20 protein-coding genes are annotated in these 14644 nt (G+C 63.0%); 5 read left to right on the forward strand and 15 right to left on the reverse strand.

Annotation, left to right across the window (positions count from 1 at the left end; genetic code table 11):
* Positions 1-14: 14 nt before the first annotated feature.
* Positions 15-476, reverse strand: coding sequence for an isoprenylcysteine carboxylmethyltransferase family protein (locus J5M73_RS07795; protein WP_102864581.1), 462 nt, complete (start codon positions 474-476; stop codon positions 15-17).
* Positions 477-734: 258 nt separating this feature from the next.
* On the opposite strand from J5M73_RS07795, the gene J5M73_RS07800 reads away from it, so the two are divergent.
* The gene (locus J5M73_RS07800) at positions 735-1136 is read left to right on the forward strand and encodes a GFA family protein (protein WP_102864248.1); all 402 of its coding nucleotides are present in this window, start codon (positions 735-737) and stop codon (positions 1134-1136) included.
* A 15-nt stretch (positions 1137-1151) separates the two neighbouring features.
* Here J5M73_RS07800 and J5M73_RS07805 read toward each other — a convergent pair whose 3' ends face one another.
* The 9 genes from J5M73_RS07805 to J5M73_RS07845 form a co-directional block, all read right to left on the reverse strand.
* A complete protein-coding gene (locus J5M73_RS07805; protein ID WP_102864247.1) occupies positions 1152-1775 on the reverse strand; it encodes a cell wall hydrolase in 624 nt (207 codons plus the stop codon).
* A 222-nt stretch (positions 1776-1997) separates the two neighbouring features.
* Entirely contained in the window at positions 1998-2693 is a 696-nt protein-coding gene (locus J5M73_RS07810; protein WP_102864246.1) for an OmpW family outer membrane protein, read from the reverse strand.
* Between the two features lie 210 nt (positions 2694-2903).
* Positions 2904-3350: an NUDIX hydrolase gene (locus tag J5M73_RS07815; RefSeq protein WP_102864245.1), complete on the reverse strand. Its 447-nt coding sequence runs from the start codon at positions 3348-3350 to the stop codon at positions 2904-2906.
* A 58-nt stretch (positions 3351-3408) separates the two neighbouring features.
* Complete coding sequence (locus J5M73_RS07820; RefSeq protein WP_207815304.1) at positions 3409-4038, reverse strand: DUF4375 domain-containing protein; 630 nt, start codon at positions 4036-4038, stop codon at positions 3409-3411.
* Between the two features lie 8 nt (positions 4039-4046).
* Positions 4047-4190: a hypothetical protein gene (locus J5M73_RS07825; RefSeq protein ID WP_180988597.1), complete on the reverse strand. Its 144-nt coding sequence runs from the start codon at positions 4188-4190 to the stop codon at positions 4047-4049.
* Positions 4190-4378, reverse strand: coding sequence for a hypothetical protein (locus J5M73_RS07830; RefSeq protein ID WP_207815306.1), 189 nt, complete (start codon positions 4376-4378; stop codon positions 4190-4192). The genes J5M73_RS07825 and J5M73_RS07830 overlap by 1 nt, the downstream gene beginning before the upstream one ends.
* Positions 4368-4709, reverse strand: a complete 342-nt coding sequence (locus J5M73_RS07835; RefSeq protein ID WP_129406684.1) for a hypothetical protein — start codon at positions 4707-4709, stop codon at positions 4368-4370. The genes J5M73_RS07830 and J5M73_RS07835 overlap by 11 nt, the downstream gene beginning before the upstream one ends.
* Positions 4700-5710 carry a hypothetical protein gene (locus tag J5M73_RS07840; protein WP_207815308.1) on the reverse strand — a complete coding sequence of 337 codons (1011 nt, stop codon included), beginning with the start codon at positions 5708-5710 and terminating at the stop codon, positions 4700-4702. The genes J5M73_RS07835 and J5M73_RS07840 overlap by 10 nt, the downstream gene beginning before the upstream one ends.
* Before the next feature lie 177 nt (positions 5711-5887).
* Positions 5888-6673, reverse strand: a complete 786-nt coding sequence (locus J5M73_RS07845) for a hypothetical protein (protein ID WP_207815310.1) — start codon at positions 6671-6673, stop codon at positions 5888-5890.
* A gap of 93 nt (positions 6674-6766) precedes the next feature.
* Here J5M73_RS07845 and J5M73_RS07850 point away from each other — a divergent pair, with 93 nt between their 5' ends.
* From J5M73_RS07850 to J5M73_RS07860, 3 genes are read left to right on the forward strand one after another with little or no spacing between them, the layout of a single operon-like run.
* Positions 6767-7456 carry a hypothetical protein gene (locus J5M73_RS07850; RefSeq protein ID WP_243433708.1) on the forward strand — a complete coding sequence of 230 codons (690 nt, stop codon included), beginning with the start codon at positions 6767-6769 and terminating at the stop codon, positions 7454-7456.
* Positions 7457-7496: 40 nt separating this feature from the next.
* Positions 7497-7826, forward strand: a complete 330-nt coding sequence (locus J5M73_RS07855; protein ID WP_207815312.1) for a cyclic-phosphate processing receiver domain-containing protein — start codon at positions 7497-7499, stop codon at positions 7824-7826.
* 4 nt (positions 7827-7830) lie between these two features.
* Complete coding sequence (locus J5M73_RS07860; protein WP_115582153.1) at positions 7831-8265, forward strand: hypothetical protein; 435 nt, start codon at positions 7831-7833, stop codon at positions 8263-8265.
* A gap of 36 nt (positions 8266-8301) precedes the next feature.
* Here J5M73_RS07860 and J5M73_RS07865 read toward each other — a convergent pair whose 3' ends face one another.
* From J5M73_RS07865 to J5M73_RS07880, 4 genes are all read right to left on the reverse strand, one after another.
* Positions 8302-8877, reverse strand: a complete 576-nt coding sequence (locus J5M73_RS07865) for a GNAT family protein (protein WP_207815313.1) — start codon at positions 8875-8877, stop codon at positions 8302-8304.
* Positions 8878-8890: 13 nt separating this feature from the next.
* On the reverse strand, positions 8891-9742 hold the full coding sequence (locus J5M73_RS07870) for an EcsC family protein (protein ID WP_207815314.1): 852 nt from the start codon (positions 9740-9742) through the stop codon (positions 8891-8893).
* Between the two features lie 122 nt (positions 9743-9864).
* Positions 9865-12429, reverse strand: coding sequence for a valine--tRNA ligase (gene valS, locus J5M73_RS07875; protein ID WP_207815315.1), 2565 nt, complete (start codon positions 12427-12429; stop codon positions 9865-9867).
* Between the two features lie 95 nt (positions 12430-12524).
* Positions 12525-12812: a barstar family protein gene (locus J5M73_RS07880; protein WP_060838708.1), complete on the reverse strand. Its 288-nt coding sequence runs from the start codon at positions 12810-12812 to the stop codon at positions 12525-12527.
* A 139-nt stretch (positions 12813-12951) separates the two neighbouring features.
* On the opposite strand from J5M73_RS07880, the gene J5M73_RS07885 reads away from it, so the two are divergent.
* Positions 12952-13464 (forward strand): ClbS/DfsB family four-helix bundle protein, encoded by a 513-nt coding sequence (locus J5M73_RS07885; RefSeq protein WP_102864235.1) that lies wholly within the window; start codon positions 12952-12954, stop codon positions 13462-13464.
* A 159-nt stretch (positions 13465-13623) separates the two neighbouring features.
* On the opposite strand, the gene J5M73_RS07890 is transcribed toward J5M73_RS07885, so the two are convergent.
* Positions 13624-14499 carry a hypothetical protein gene (locus J5M73_RS07890; protein ID WP_115582151.1) on the reverse strand — a complete coding sequence of 292 codons (876 nt, stop codon included), beginning with the start codon at positions 14497-14499 and terminating at the stop codon, positions 13624-13626.
* Positions 14500-14644: the final 145 nt, after the last annotated feature.

Genomic DNA, 14644 nt, shown 5'->3' on the forward strand with positions numbered 1-14644 from the left:
CAGAGGCGTGCGACCTAGAGCCAGCGCCGCACGCGCTGTCGATAGTCGGTAAAATCCGCACCAAACAACCGCCCGAGCGCCCGCTCTTCGGGAGCGATCTGCAAGCGGTTCATGTACAGGACGAACCCCAGGACGCCCAGCAGCACCAGGGGCGAGGCCAGGTACAGCCCCCAGGCCAGCAACCACAGGGCAAAGCCGACATACATCGGGTTGCGGGTGTAGCGGTAGATGCCCGACGTGACCAACGCTGAGGCCGCTTCGGGTTTCAAGGGGTTGACCGTGGTCCGGGCAAGCCGGAACGAGATCCCGCCCGCCAGGACGAACAGCAGACCCGCCCCGATCAGCGGCAGCGCCAACAACAGGCGTGTGCTCCATGCCAGCTCAAGTCCCGGCAGCCCCAGTGATGCACCGCCCATCAGCCCGCCGAAGACCAGCGCCACCAGCGGGGGCGGAACCTTGTTTTCCAGTGCCTGCAGCATGATTCTTCCCTCGACACGTTGCGCAATAGACGGGCGGCGGATCTCTGACCCCAGAGGTTGCCCGCCACCCGCCACAGCTTACCGTCGCTCAATAATGCGACAAGACATTCCTGGGAAGCCGGCACTGCCCACTTGAGCATCAGCACGCATTTGGACATCCTCCGGGCCTCGACCTGATTGTCCCCATCCACTCTGCCCCCCCAACTGGACTGGTTCCAGCGCGAATGGCCCTGAAACCTCGGAATCCCTCACAACATGCAAATCCCCCATCAAGGCAGTTGCCTGTGCGGCGCAGTCACTTACCGAGTGTCCGGCGCACTGAAAGCCGTCACCCACTGCCACTGCCGCAAGTGCCAGAAAGGCCATGGCGCGGCCTTTGCCTCCTACGCCAGCACCCCGCGCGCGAATCTGCACGTCAGCGACGCCGGCACAGCCCTCAAGGGCTATGAATCCTCCCCAGGCGTGCTGCGCCAGTTCTGCTGCCACTGTGGCTCATCGTTGTTCTGGCAAAATGTGCGAGGTGAATACGCCGAGTGGATTTCAATCGCCATCGCCACCCTGGATACGCCCTTCACGGCCCCCAAGCAGAAGCACCACTGCGTGGCCATGAAAGCCAGCTGGCACCAGATCTGCGATCAATACCCGCAAGTACCCTGACTGCTCGACCCGCCATTAGCGCGCCGCCAGGTCCTTGGGTTTGTAGAACAGGAAATTGCCGATTTCAGTGGTCTTGATGTAGCTCTTGGCCCACTGGGGTGAAACGCTGCGATCGTGAAAGTACAGGGCGCCGCCGGTGCGGTCCTTGAGCTGCTGATTCAGCGCCTTGCGCGCAATCTCCTTGGCCAGGCTATAGCGCCCCTCCTCTTGCACCTGATCCGGGCGACCATCGCACCACCAGGAGAACTGGCAGGGACTTTTTTCCGAGCCCTGCTTGACCACTTCGCACAGGGTAGACGGAAAACCCTCATGGCCCAGACGGTTCAGGACCACATCGGCCACCGCTTCCATATCGGCAGACTCCCCTCCTTTGGCTTCCCAATACAGAGTCCGCGACAGACAGGTGATGGCATCGTCCACCGGTGCCTGTCCGGCGGGATCCACGGCCTGGACTTCCGTCTTGGTGATGGGGGCCGCCTGGGGCTCGGCCTTGGGGCTCTCTTTGTCCGCGACCTTCTGCTCCAGGACCTGGGCCTTGTCCTCGGCGACTTCCTGGACCGCAGGTTGCGGCTCGGCGGCCAGGAGCTGGGCGATGTAGAGCATCAAACCGTAGCAGGTAAGCCTTGCAATGATGTGCATGATCGACTCTTCCAACAAGTCATGGACCCTGGGTCAACGCCAGCCCTGAGCCTTCAAGCGACAGAGCCGCGCACCGAGGCCGGCGCACGGGCACGTCGGCGACAACCGACGGGTCATGAGCGGGCCATATCGAGTCGACCATGACGCCACTAAAACATTCCCTTGAAAAACGCTGACCGGACCAGGGACGCTGGACCTCGGCGCAGCGCCCCGGCGCAGCACCTAGAACTTGTAGCCCAAGCCCACCATGTACACGAACGGGTCGACATCCACATTGACCTTGGAGCGCACCCCAAGCTGGCTGTTGTTCACATAGGCATCGGTATTGATGTCGATGTAGCGCATCTGTGCGTTGAGCATCAGCCGATCGGTGAGCATGTAGTCCATGCCCACTTGTGCCGCCCAGCCCCAGGAGTTGCCGGCGCGGAAGTTGTCGAAGCCTGCGGCTGAAGCCCGGCTGCCGACCTTTTCATCGTAGATCCAGGTGTAATTGAGCCCCGCCCCGACATAGGGCTGGAACGCCGATTTGCTGTGCATCGGGTAGTACAGCAGGCTCAGGGTCGGCGGCAGGTGCTTGAGGGAACCGAGCTTGCCATCGGCAATGCCGCCAGCGGTGCCACTGAGGCTCACGTTGTGTTCAAAAGGGGTCGCTGCCAGCAGTTCCACCGCCAGGTTATCGGTCAGCATGTAGGCGAAGTTCAGGCCCAATTGGGTATCGCTGCCCAGGCTGGCCTTGCCCCCCAGGCTGGTGCCGGCCAGGGCGCCGCGATCGACCTTGACGCTGGAGCTGCTCTCACGCGGGTCCACCGTCACCGCACCGGCGCGGACAATAATGTCGCCAGCCTCGAAAGCCTGGGCCGTGGAAACGGCCAGGGCAGACAACAGCAGGCTGGTACTCAGAAGGGTCAATTTACGCATGCATCACTCCACTACTCGAACAACGGCCAACCCGCCAGCCGTGATCACGGCGGGCTGTGCCAGGGAGGCTTGAGTATCGAGAAGCAGGTAAACGTGCACATCTGCCGAATGACATAGGCCGAGGCCGATCGGGCGCCAGATGCGTTGCGGGGTGTTTCGTGAATCAAGGCCGCGGTCGGGCGCCTGCGGCCAATCGCGGCCGGAGCCCGGTCAGTCCAGCAAGCCGGCGTTCTTCAGCAGTTCGCCCAACCCCTGGGGAACCAGCGGCGTATGCTCGGTGAAACTGGCGCTGCCCTGCCAGCGGGCCACAAAGGGCGCGCCGTCGCTTTCCTGGGCGTCAAGTTGAGCGCGCTGATAGACCGTCGCATCCTCGAAGCAGGCATCGTACACCTGGACGATTTCATGGCCGGGTTTACCGTCGTACACAAACAGGCTTTCCAGAGTGCCGATCAGCCGCAGGTTGTTGATCGACTGTCCCAGTTCCTCCTGCACTTCACGAACAATGGCCTGGGCGCTGTGCTCACCAAAATCGATCCCACCGCCCAGAGGTCGGAACAGCGTCTGTTGCGTGTCGGCATCAACGAACTGATTGACCAGGATCTTGCCCTGGTGGTGGAAGACACACAGCGCGAGCGCGCGAATACGGGGTTCAGCCAAGGGATGAAGTCCATTCAAAGGGGGCAAGGCGCGGCATTAGAACATGGCGCAATGAGCATCAGCCAGCGTAGAAATACTTTACCGCCAGCGTCGGCACCTCCTCCATCGCCGACCACAATTGCTCGTCCAGCTCGCCACCGATCAGCTCATATTGCTCGTCACCGAGCAGCTCGGGAATGTCCCACAGCCGCTGCAGTTGCGGGTGATTTTCAAGAGGCCCGATCAACTGCCGCTGGCGGCTGACCACGGCGTGGGTGCTACGCGCGCCAATGGCAACCAGCGCCTTGAGCGCCAGCTCGCAGCAATGCTCGCCCCAGTTGCAGAAGAACTGCAGAAATCCCCCGTTGTAACCGTCCGCTTCCAGGCGCCAGAGCGCCACGATCAACTGATCGTCCTCTGGCAATTGCTCCAGTTGCCACTCCAGAGCTTGCAGCCGCCCCATGGATTCCCGGCACAGGTGCTCCCAGATCCAGTCGAAGGCGTCGATGCTGACATCCGCGTCTCCCAGGTGCGGCCAGGACACCGAGATCCCATGTGGGTGAATCCGAAAATCCGCGCGCTGCTCGGGTGTGGCGCTTTGCAGCTGGCTGTAACGGCTCAAGGGTTGGCGCAGGATCAGGCCGTCGGCCCAGCTCAGGCAGAGCGCGTCATCTTCGAAGTCGACATGGCGGATGGGAGGGAATCTCAAAACGCTACCTATTTTTTCCTGAAGGTCTTGGCCTTGGCCTTTTTCATCTGCTCGTGTTTGGCGATGCGTGATTTTTCAAGCAATGAAAAGACCGTGCTGAACACCACAATGGCCAGGATCAGGAAAAACAGTCCTATTACCACAATCGCCATCAAGGAGTTCCCCGGTTCTGTTTGTCCGCTGCCATCTTGGCTTCCATCTTGTTCAAGGTTTCATCAAGCCGGCTTCTGCGCTTGCGCTCTCGATGGTTGGAGGCGAGCTTGCCCATCAGCCCCGACGTACAACTGACGACGATGGCGCCCGCAGCTATGAACAGGCCCCGGACGACTTTATCCGACATAGCCGTAAGCCTTGTTCAACGCCTTGTAGAAGGCTTTTTCCAACTTGCCATTGTCGAATGGCTCGCGGCGGTGATGCTGAATCAACTCGTTGCGCAGCCGCTGAATCTCCTTGCCATGCTCGGCAAGACTTTGCCCGCTGTGGGCAAAGTCGTGGCGAAGACGCTCCAGGTGCACGATGGTCGCCAACTGAGCCAGGTCGGCCGCCGTCAGGCTCATGTTCTGCTTCAGCGCCTGGGCAACCTGCTCCACGAGATCGGGAGAACAGTACTCGTCCGACGACTCGAAGTGGTATTCGGTATCGGCATTTTCAGCATGGTCGATCATTGGCATTGAACTCTGATCCAGTCATCGAAGGTGGTGGTTTTATCGTCAAGCAGACGGATGGAGCGCTCGTAGTCCATCACCACCCGCTGGTGCTGACGATGGGTAATCAAGGTCGACTTGCCGGCATTCCAGAGAAAAGGTCCGGCAATCAGGTAGTTCATCTTACCGGTGCGCCCCCCTGCCCCGGCGACCAACAGCAACATCTGGATCATCAACCCCGTGCCGTAGGCGATGGTGCTCATCAGCGCCAGGTGCAGGTCCTTGTCCTCCTGGGTCACCTCGGACTTGTAGAAAGCGATGGCGTGCCGTCCGCTCAACAGCAGCTTGATGGTGGCGTAGGAGCTGATATCCGCCGCATTGATCGTACCGAACTCCCTGCCCAGGGCATCCATCAGCGGGTTCGAAGCGCTGTAGCCGGACGCCTTGCTTTCATCCTTCACCCACTGGGTGAACAGGGAGCTGAACGGCAGGGGAAGACCATCCTTGGTGGGAAGGTCGCTGAGGCAATGGGTAAGAATATGGGCAATCGCCTTGAGGTGCTTGAGCACCGGTCCCGCGCCCGGGTACCCCGCCTCGATGTAATCGACGACCAGAGAATAGAGAGTCTTGCCGCCTACGGACTCGCCACCGAAGGTGTAGTCGTCCGGCAGCTTCTGGAACACATTGAGGTCATGCCCGAAGATGTAGCGATGCTTGGCGCCGGTCCGATAATCGAGGGGGCTGGTGGTGCCTTCCGGCTTGAAATACTCATGCAACTTGAGAAACAGCTCCTCCAGCTTGTCGGCGTGCAGATTGGTCAGGTAAGCGGAGACCACCCCCGCAATACCGATGCCGACCGCGCCGCTGATCTGCGCCGCCGTCAAGGTTCTGTAGCCGGTATCGACCTCCAGCTCAGCCAGCAGCTCGGTAAAGTTCACCGGTCCCACGGCGGTGACGGCGCGCTCTTGAAGGCTCTGGCCCGGGCGGCTCTGCTCAAGCTCCAGCTCACCACGATGAAGCTTGCCCAAATAGGTCAACTCCGTGGCTTTCTGGTCCCAGTACTCATCCGAGGGTCCGGCAAACACAGTTGATAAGCGGCTGAGCAATCGACGCACGAAAAATCCCTTGATCGGCAGGGTAAAAGTGGCGCAACGCTATCATATTTGCCCCATCGAAGTATCTAGAAGGCGGCAAGGTCACCGAATTCAACCGGGGCCCGTCTTACTGCGCTGGAGCATCCGGTTGCAGGCCGTCATCAGCATCCCGCTCAACAGCCCGATCAGCAGGAACGGAAAGAAACCATGGGTCAGCAGCGGCACCCAGAAGCCCAGCCCCGCGGACCAGCCCTGAGGATTGACCATCAACCCCTGTGCCCCGGACAGCAGCCAGACCACCAGACCACTGAGGCCGCCACCGATTACGTAGCGCCAAGGGGTGACCAGTACCCGCTCCACCAGCCACAGCATCGGCCAACAGACCAGCACGCTCAGCCACGCGCCGATCAACCCGCCGAAGAAAAACATCGGCAGGCTTTCCACGCCCTTGGGATAGAGCGCCGTAGCGATGCTGCCCAGGGTCAATGCACCTGACAGTGGCACCATCAGCACCCGTGACCATCCCTGGCGCTCTGGCCCCTCACCGGCAACCGGCAACGCCTCGATCCCGCGCACCAGCAGAGTAAAAAGCCCCCCCAAAGCCAGCCCGCCCAGCACCGCCAACAGCAAGTGCCTCGTTGAAGCCCCCAGCAGAACCGCGGCCGCCAAGGCCTGCACCAGGCTGCTGAAAAAATGCCGACCGGGCAGTGCCGGGCAACGTCGGTCGCCCCATAGCAACAGAGGAATGCCCAGGACAATGGCGATGACACTGCCATACACAAACCCGGAGAACAGCTCTGAAGCGTGCCAGCCATTGACCAGCCCCTTGGTGACGGCATAGATCAGCCCGCCGCACAGGGGGACGGCAAACAACCGGAGCTCAGCATTGGGTTTCATTGGCTTGCACCTGGAAAATTGGCAGGGTCACGGAGCTGAACAAGCGAGGGCTTTTACACAACTGTGGCGCAGTCATCCACCGCAGGATCGGGGTTGACCGGCATTCGCAGCACTGTGGCTTATAGAACCGCAACGAGGTATACAGCAGGGCGAAAAAACAGCACCACACTCACTGTCGACGATCACGGACCGATGCTATCCGCACAACAAGCCTGCAATGCCGTACTTGTCCTCCATGACGGCACCCTCAGGGATGGCAAGCCCGAACGCTTTGCCATTCAATCCTGCGAGCTGTCCGCCAAGGGTGATTACTGGGCGGTGCGCTGCAACAGCGAGGACTATGTGGTGCACGGCATGACGCAATACTGCTATGTCGGCGTCAATGCCCATCTGGTCAATGTACTCAGCGGAGAAATCGAGACGGTCGCCAACTGCTTCAGTGTTGAAGAGTACCTGCAAGACAAGTACGACCTGCGTGCCGCAGCAGGCCAGTGCTATGTACTGACCCCGGCATTCGGTCGTGACGACAAGCCGGCAATGATCAACCTGCGACAGAAGCTCGGCTGCTCCTATCCCGAGGTCATCCGGTTGCTGACCGATGAACAGCGTCACTGGTTCACCGGCATACGCCGGCACCTTGAGGTGGCGCAGCAACTGCTCGCCCAACAGAACATCGCGACCTGCGTCGAGAGGGTTCCTCAAGCGGCCGGGGCGGTTGCCATTGGGGTCGAAACCTGGCATCAGGATGCCGCCCTCAAGGCTTTACGCGACAGGCTGCATTGAACGACCACTTCCAACTCCTGAAAAGCCGCTTCTAACGCCCATGAAAATCTACCTCGACGACGAACGCCAAACCCCGCAAGGCTGGATTCGCACCTACTGGCCGGACGAAGTCATCGCGTTGCTCAAAGCCGGCGGCGTCGAAGAGATCAGCCTCGACCACGACCTCGGAGATGACCCGCGCGGCACCGGTTATGACGTGATCCTGTGGATCGAAGAGGCGGTAGCGCTGCACGGGTTCTGTCCACCGCGCATTCACATCCACTCGGCCAATGCCTCCGCCGTGGAAAAGATGCGCGCGGGGGTGCAAGCGATCAATCGGCTGGCCCGCGACAACGGATGCCGCCAACCCACCGATAACAGAGGCCACTGAGCCCATGAGCGGCAACCTGTACGGATACATCCACTGCCTTGACCCTTCGCCGGCCGCCGAAGCGCACAATCGCGCGGTTCTGCACAGCCTGCCAGTGACCGGGGCGCAGATCACCAGGGCGCTTTTCAGCCTCCTGCCCAACAGCCGGGGGCATTGCTACTACGGGCATATGCTGCACTTCGCCTGCGCCCCCAAAGGCAGTTATGACTTCGAGGATTCGTGGCTGGCCGAATACGAAGCCCTGCTGGAGCGCTTGTTCTGGGACAGCTCGGAAGTGGTGCATACCTATTGCGGCGAACGTCGGACCTGGGGCTCCAGTAAAACCCAAGGGCTCGCACCACCAACAGGCTTGCAGATCAGCCAGCGGAAGGTCTTTCCCTCCTACCACCACCTGGAGCCCGTCGAGGACAGCGATGTAGCGACGCCGGGGCACCGCTGAAGGTGCCAGCACCGGCTTGATTGTCACGCCACGCAGTTACACAACATGCGCGGCGAGCGGCGCCGGGCTGGACCATTCGGCCCTCAACAAGCCGTACTGCACCAGATCATGATGAGCCCCCAGCCAATACCCCGCCTGCCGTGAAAGCCCTTCGCGAACAAACCCCAGCCGCTCCAGCAACCTGAGGCTCGCCAGGTTCTGCGGGTGCACCTGGGCCTCGATACGGTTCAGCGCCATCTGCTCGAAGCCCCAGCCAACCACGGCGTGCAGCGCCTCGGTCATCAGCCCCTGCCCTTGCGCTGCACGCGCCAGCTCGAAGCCGATGGCGCAGCTGCGCCACGGGCGGTTCCATTTGAACAGGCCACAGGTGCCCAGCAGACCGGGTTCGGACTGGCGCTCGATGCCCCAGCGAACGCCCGGGTTGGGCAAGCTCCGCCATCCGGCGAACAGCGTCAGCAATTGCTCGGCCTGCTGGCAATCAGTCATTGGATCGGTGCCGAACCACTGCATGGCCTCGGCATCGCTGTGAATCGCGAACAACGCCGGGACATCGGCCGGGCACAGTTCCCTGAGGATCAGGCGTGGGGTACGGATAACCGGAAAGTCGCTCATATCGACACCCGCCCTAGCCTGCCAAGCGCTTGCCCAGGATGAGCGCATACTCGCCCTTGATCTGCTCAAAGCCGTACTTGTGCTCCAGGCGCTTGACGATGAAGTGCCCGCGGGCCATGTCCTGATAGAAGTCGGTGAACAGCGCATTGATGGTGGCGCCGGTAAAAGCGCCGATCACCGGCACCGCCTGGGCCGCGAACTTGCTGGAAATGGTCACGCCGTAACGGCTGGCGACCTTCTCGATCAACAGCGCCAGCCACTTGCCCACCTGCCCCGGCGACAGCCTGCCGGCCGCCCCGGCGCCTTGCCTGGCGGCAATGGCCGCCAGCTCCTTGGACAATTGCTGCATGGCCTGGGTGGTGAAGCTGCGGGTGATGTAATAGCCGGTCTCGGTGGCGTCGTCGGCCTGGCTGTTGCCACCCATGGCGAACACTTCGATGCACGCCTGCTTGGTGGCGAAGTCCTCCAGGTCGAAGCCTTCGCTGCGGGCCACATCGGCCACCGAGCGCATCATGATGGTGGTGGAAATGGGCAGCTCGACGAACAGCGCGGCAAACCCGAAAGCGCCGCCCACCGCGCCGGAAGTGGCGGCATAGACTTTGTGCAAGAGCGTCGAGGCCTGTTTTTTCGGGGTGTTCTCCAGGCTCCACAGCGCGGCATCGGCCGAGGTATGCAGCGCAGCCACCACCGCGCCGTTGATCTTTGCGGACACCCAATTGGGCAAGGCCTTGACCGCGCTTTCAATCGGCGAGCCGAGCAGGCCGGACAGGCGCGCGGTCAATGAAGGGGATTCCAGCAGGCTGACCGCCCGCTTCAGGTCCTGATAATCCTCGGGACTGTCTTTGATGCTCACCGGCTTCTCCATGGGCTGCGACCTACTGCGCCCGGGAAGCATAAACCGCTTGCCGCTCAGATCACGACAAGATTCATCCTGCCGGGGCGCCCCCACGCAGCTGACGCTTCATGGGGGCGCCGAGGTGGAGCAGGTCAATCCTGCAACCAGACCCGCACCTGAGGCTGCGCGCCTTCGATGAACACCAGGCTGGCCACCTGCCCCGCCTCGATCAGGTCCTGTCGGGCCCATTGCAGGGACTCCAGCAGCGGCGCGTGCTGCACCAGCTCAACGCGCGCCACTGCGGCCTTCATCGACTGCCGGGCATCGGACTTGGCCTTGCGAATGGCCGCCAGCGTGGCACTGACCGCCTCCAGCAACGGTTCGACATAGTCCTCGGCCACCTGCGCCTCGGGCCACGGAGCCCGGTGCACCGAGCCCGGCTGCCAGCAACGCCAGACCTCCTCACAGACAAAGGGCAGAAACGGTGCGAACAAGCGTTGCAGCACACTCAAGGCCGCCGCCAGGGCGTTGCGCGCCGAATGCCCCTCGGGCCGATAGGCGCGGCGCTTGACCAGTTCGACATAGTCATCGCAGAACCACCAGAAGAAGCCCTCGATGCCGATCAGCGCGCTGCTGTAGTCGTAGCCCTCCAGCGCTGCCTCGGCGGCGGCGGTGACCGCTCCCAGGCGTTGCAGCATGGCCTGGTCCAGCCTCTGCTCGACCGGCCCCTGCGGGTCGCCCGGCACGCCGAATACCAGCTTCGACAGGTTGAACAGCTTGAGCGCCAGGCGCCGGCCGATCTTCATCTGCTGCTCTTCGAAGGCGGTGTCGCTGCCCGGGCGCCCGAGGGCCGCCCAATAGCGCACGGCATCGCTGCCGTATTGCTCCAGCAAGCCCTGGGGCGTGACCACATTGCCCCGGGACTTGGACATCTTCTTGCGGTCCGGATCGAGGATCCAGCCCGACAGCGCCACATGCTTCCAGGGCACCGCGGCCGCCTCGAAGTGGCTGCGCACCAGGGTCGAAAACAGCCAGGTACGGATGATGTCGTGGCCCTGGGGGCGCAGGTCCATGGGGTAGACGCGCTGAAACAGATCCTCGTCCTCCTCCCAGCCGGCGGCGATCTGCGGGGTCAGGGAACTGGTGGCCCAGGTGTCCATGATGTCGCGCTCGCCGATAAAGCCATGGGGCTGGCCGCGTTGCTCGGGGCGGTAGCCCGCTGGCGTGTCCAGGGTCGGGTCCACCGGCAGTGAGGTTTCCTCCGCCAGGATCGGCCTGGCGTAGTCCGCTACGCCCTGGGCATCCAGGGGATACCAGAACGGAATCGGCACGCCGAACACCCGCTGCCGGCTGATCAGCCAGTCGCCATTGAGGCCGCCGACCCAGTGCTCGTAACGACTGCGCATGAACGGCGGATGCCACTCCAGGGACTGGCCGCGGCCGAGCAACTGCTGGCGCAGCTCAGCGCTGCGCCCACCGTTGCGCAAGTACCACTGGCGCGTGGCGACAATCTCCAGAGGCTGGTCGCCCTTCTCGAAGAACTTCACCGCGTGACGGATCGGCCGCGGTTCGCCAAGCAAAGCGCCACATTCACGCAACATCGGCAGTATCAACTTGCGGGCCTGGGGCAAACTGCACCCCGCCAGGGCCTCATAGGCCTGACGCGCGCCCGGCGTGCTCAGCCAATCGGGTGGCTGGGCCAGCAGCCGACCGTCCGGCTCGATGATCGAGCGGGTGGGCAACTGCAGCTCGCGCCACCAGAGCACATCGGTCAGATCGCCAAAGGTACAGACCATCGCCAGCCCGCTGCCCTTCTGCGGATCGGCCAGGGCGTGGGCCAGCAACGGCACCTCGACCTCGAACAACGGCGAACGCAGGTATTGGCCGAAGCGTTTCTGGTAACGCGGGTCATCCGGATGCGCCACCAGCGCCACGCAGGCCGCGAGCAATTCGGGGCGGGTGGTGGCAATGCATAAATCCTCACCTTCGATGCCCTGGAACCGCAGGTCGTGATACGCCCCCGCCACCTCCCGTTCCTCAAGTTCAGCCTGGGCCACGGCGGTCTGGAAGGTCAGGTCCCACAGGCAGGGCGCCTGCTGGCTGTAGAGCTCGCCGCGCCGGTAGTTGCGCAGCAAGGCGCGCTGGCTGACCCGTTGCGCACGCTCATCGATGGTGGCGTAGGTCAGGCCCCAGTCCACCGACAGGCCCAGTTGCATGAACAAGCTGCGAAAGGCCTGCTCGTCGACGGCGGTCAACTGGTGGCACAGCTCGACAAAGTTGCGCCGGCTGACCGGCGCATAGTCGGCGCGGCGCTCGGCGACCCGGGCCGGTGGCTGCAACTGCGGCTGGTAAGGCGCCAGGGGCTCGCAGCGCACGCCGTAGTAGTTCTCGACCCGGCGTTCGGTGGGCAAGCCGTTGTCGTCCCAGCCCATGGGATAGAACACGGCCTTGCCGCGCATGCGTTGAAAGCGCGCGATGATGTCGGTGTGGGTGTAGCTGAACACATGGCCGACGTGCAACGAGCCCGAGGCCGTGGGTGGCGGTGTGTCGATGGAGTAGACCGCGTCCCGGGTGGCACTGCGATCGAAGGCGTAGGTGCCCTCTTCCAGCCAGCGCTGGGACCAGCGTGTTTCGAGGTGTTCAAGCGAGGGTGTGGCGATGGGGCAAAGCGTTGCGGTTACACGTTTAACGGTGACATAGCATCCTCCTGTTATCACCCGGTGGCGCCACAAAGGTCGGCGCCGAGGGAAAAATTTATAGAGGATTGCGCGGCATTAGTAAATCGCCCGGGCGCGGCTTTTTGCATTGAGCCTCAATCGAACTGCAGTTGCGCAGCCCATGCCGGGTACTGGGTCTGCAGGCGCCGCAGGCATTGTTCCATCAGCCGCGCATCGTCCGGCAAGCGTCGGGAGAGGCTGTGCCAGCCGCTGATGCGCAACTGCAGCGGCATCTCCACCAGCCCGGAAATGGCATCCCAGAAGGCATCCCAGTTGCAGCCATACCACTGGGGCAAGCCCAAGGCATCGCGCAAGGCCAGGTGCAGCTCACGGGCCGTGACCAGGTCGCGTACATCGATTTCCAGCAACTGCGGGCGAGTCATGTTGCGTGCCTCTGCTCAGGTTCATCGGCCGCCAGCATACCCGATGCCGGGGCCCATCCTGGCAGGCGTTGATGCAGCGCAGGCAGCAGCGGCCAATCGCTGGCACACTCCGGGCTTTCGCCGCACAGGAACAACGATCATGGCGATTCCCCAGGACAAGGAACAACTGCTCAAGGCCATCGACAGCCACTTCAATGCCTTGAGCCAGGTGCTGGATCAAGTGCCCCCGGCGCGAGTCGACGAACGCAGCCTGGAAGGCCACGTCAAGGGCACGCAGATCAGCGTCTCCGAGCTGGTGGCCTACCTGCTGGGCTGGAACGAGCGGGTACTGGACTGGCTGGAAAAGGACCTGGCCGGCCTGCCCATGGCCTTTCCGGCTGTCGGCTTCAAGTGGAACCAGCTGGGCCCGCTCGCGCAGAAGTTCTACCGCGACTATGCCGCCATGGCCTACCCGCAAAAGCGCCAACGCCTCGACGCGGCCAAGCAACGAATCGTCAGCCTGATCCGGCAGCGTGACAATGCCGCGCTCTATCAATGCCCCTGGTACGCAAAGTGGACCCTGGGCCGGATGATCCAGCTCAACACCGCCGCGCCCTACGCCAACGCCCGCGGACGCTTGCGCCGCTGGCTCAAGCAGCACAGCGCCCCATGACCGCAGCGGCGCCACCGGGCGCGCTGACTGCGCGCGCCCCTGTGCAACACGGGTTCGACCGTCAGCATCGACGTCTGTCGCCGGTGCAGTCCCCGGCGGAGCAAAGGCCTGGGCACGCCCCGCGCCGAGGCCCTGCGGCGGCTCATGCCGACGGCGGATTCATGGCTGCCGCACCGCCAGTTCCTGGCTGGTGTACTGCTGGGTCTTGCTGTCGTAGACGTAGGTCAGGTCATCGGCCGCGGCCAGCGAGCGGATTTTACCCGGGCCCTGGAAGGTGGTGCCGCTGACCTTGACCTGCACCTGCGGCAACGGCCCCTGGCCGGCAACAAAATTCAACTCGCCGTCGCTGCCGATACAGGGCATTACCGCGCCCTCGTCACAAGCGGCGGAGTTGTCCTCGCCGGTGCGCACCTGCCCCAGATAGGACCAGACCCAGCCATCGTCTTCCGGCTTCTTGTTCGGGTTGAACAGCAACATCGTGTAGCCCTTGGTCACCACGCCGTCGTCGAACGTGGCGGTGGGCACTGCCAGCAACAGCCGGCCATCGGCGGTGCGGTGCTGCACGGCCTGGCGCTTGCTGTCCACTTCCTCGGGCTTTTCCCGGCCGCCGAAGAAACCGATCTTGCGTTCGATGCTGCGGATGGAATAGGCCGGCGTCTGGCCCGGGTGGGTGAGTTCGAAGGTCGCATCCGCCAGCCGGACCTGGACCTCGGGCGCGGCAAAGTCCTCGCCCTGGCGGGCCGCGCTGTCCCGGGTGTGCCAGACAAAGGTGGCGTAGTAGTGCTTGCCGTCCAAGTCCAGCTCCTGGCCGTACCAGAAGGTCGCGGTGACGCCGTCCTGGAGTTCCACTTCCTCATCCTGGTCGGGCACCTCGACGTTCTGCATCACCGCAAGCACCGCGCCAGGGGGGATCGGTGCGTCCTTGGCCTGGACCAGCGCTGGCGCTGCCAGGGTGAAGGTGGACAACAGCAGGCCTGCCAGGCCTTTGCCCAAGCAGCCTTGCATGAGCGAACCGGCCTTGATCGTGATTTTCATCGCTTGAACGTCCCTGTGAGCCTGTAGAAAACCGCGGACTGCGTCGGCGGCGTCGTGCATGACGCGACGATCATAAAGGCAGGCTTTCGGCACCGACAAGATGCTGGCAAATGGCAAGTGCGGGCTTTGCTACTCCCGTGGCTTG

Origin of the sequence: Pseudomonas sp. 50_B, assembly GCF_017491625.1 — a bacterium.
Classification (GTDB): domain Bacteria; phylum Pseudomonadota; class Gammaproteobacteria; order Pseudomonadales; family Pseudomonadaceae; genus Aquipseudomonas; species Aquipseudomonas danubii.

Bases quoted from the DNA above. Each gene is read 5' to 3' on its own strand.
- J5M73_RS07800 (WP_102864248.1), top strand. From the start codon at position 735: ATGCAAATCCCCCATCAAGGCAGTTGCCTGTGCGGCGCAGTCACTTAC.
- J5M73_RS07805 (WP_102864247.1), bottom strand. From the start codon at position 1,775: ATGCACATCATTGCAAGGCTTACCTGCTACGGTTTGATGCTCTACATC.
- J5M73_RS07810 (WP_102864246.1), bottom strand. From the start codon at position 2,693: ATGCGTAAATTGACCCTTCTGAGTACCAGCCTGCTGTTGTCTGCCCTG.
- J5M73_RS07825 (WP_180988597.1), bottom strand. From the start codon at position 4,190: ATGGCGATTGTGGTAATAGGACTGTTTTTCCTGATCCTGGCCATTGTG.
- J5M73_RS07830 (WP_207815306.1), bottom strand. From the start codon at position 4,378: ATGTCGGATAAAGTCGTCCGGGGCCTGTTCATAGCTGCGGGCGCCATC.
- J5M73_RS07835 (WP_129406684.1), bottom strand. From the start codon at position 4,709: ATGCCAATGATCGACCATGCTGAAAATGCCGATACCGAATACCACTTC.
- J5M73_RS07845 (WP_207815310.1), bottom strand. From the start codon at position 6,673: ATGAAACCCAATGCTGAGCTCCGGTTGTTTGCCGTCCCCCTGTGCGGC.
- J5M73_RS07855 (WP_207815312.1), top strand. From the start codon at position 7,497: ATGAAAATCTACCTCGACGACGAACGCCAAACCCCGCAAGGCTGGATT.
- J5M73_RS07860 (WP_115582153.1), top strand. From the start codon at position 7,831: ATGAGCGGCAACCTGTACGGATACATCCACTGCCTTGACCCTTCGCCG.
- J5M73_RS07865 (WP_207815313.1), bottom strand. From the start codon at position 8,877: ATGAGCGACTTTCCGGTTATCCGTACCCCACGCCTGATCCTCAGGGAA.
- J5M73_RS07870 (WP_207815314.1), bottom strand. From the start codon at position 9,742: ATGGAGAAGCCGGTGAGCATCAAAGACAGTCCCGAGGATTATCAGGAC.
- J5M73_RS07880 (WP_060838708.1), bottom strand. From the start codon at position 12,812: ATGACTCGCCCGCAGTTGCTGGAAATCGATGTACGCGACCTGGTCACG.
- J5M73_RS07885 (WP_102864235.1), top strand. From the start codon at position 12,952: ATGGCGATTCCCCAGGACAAGGAACAACTGCTCAAGGCCATCGACAGC.
- J5M73_RS07890 (WP_115582151.1), bottom strand. From the start codon at position 14,499: ATGAAAATCACGATCAAGGCCGGTTCGCTCATGCAAGGCTGCTTGGGC.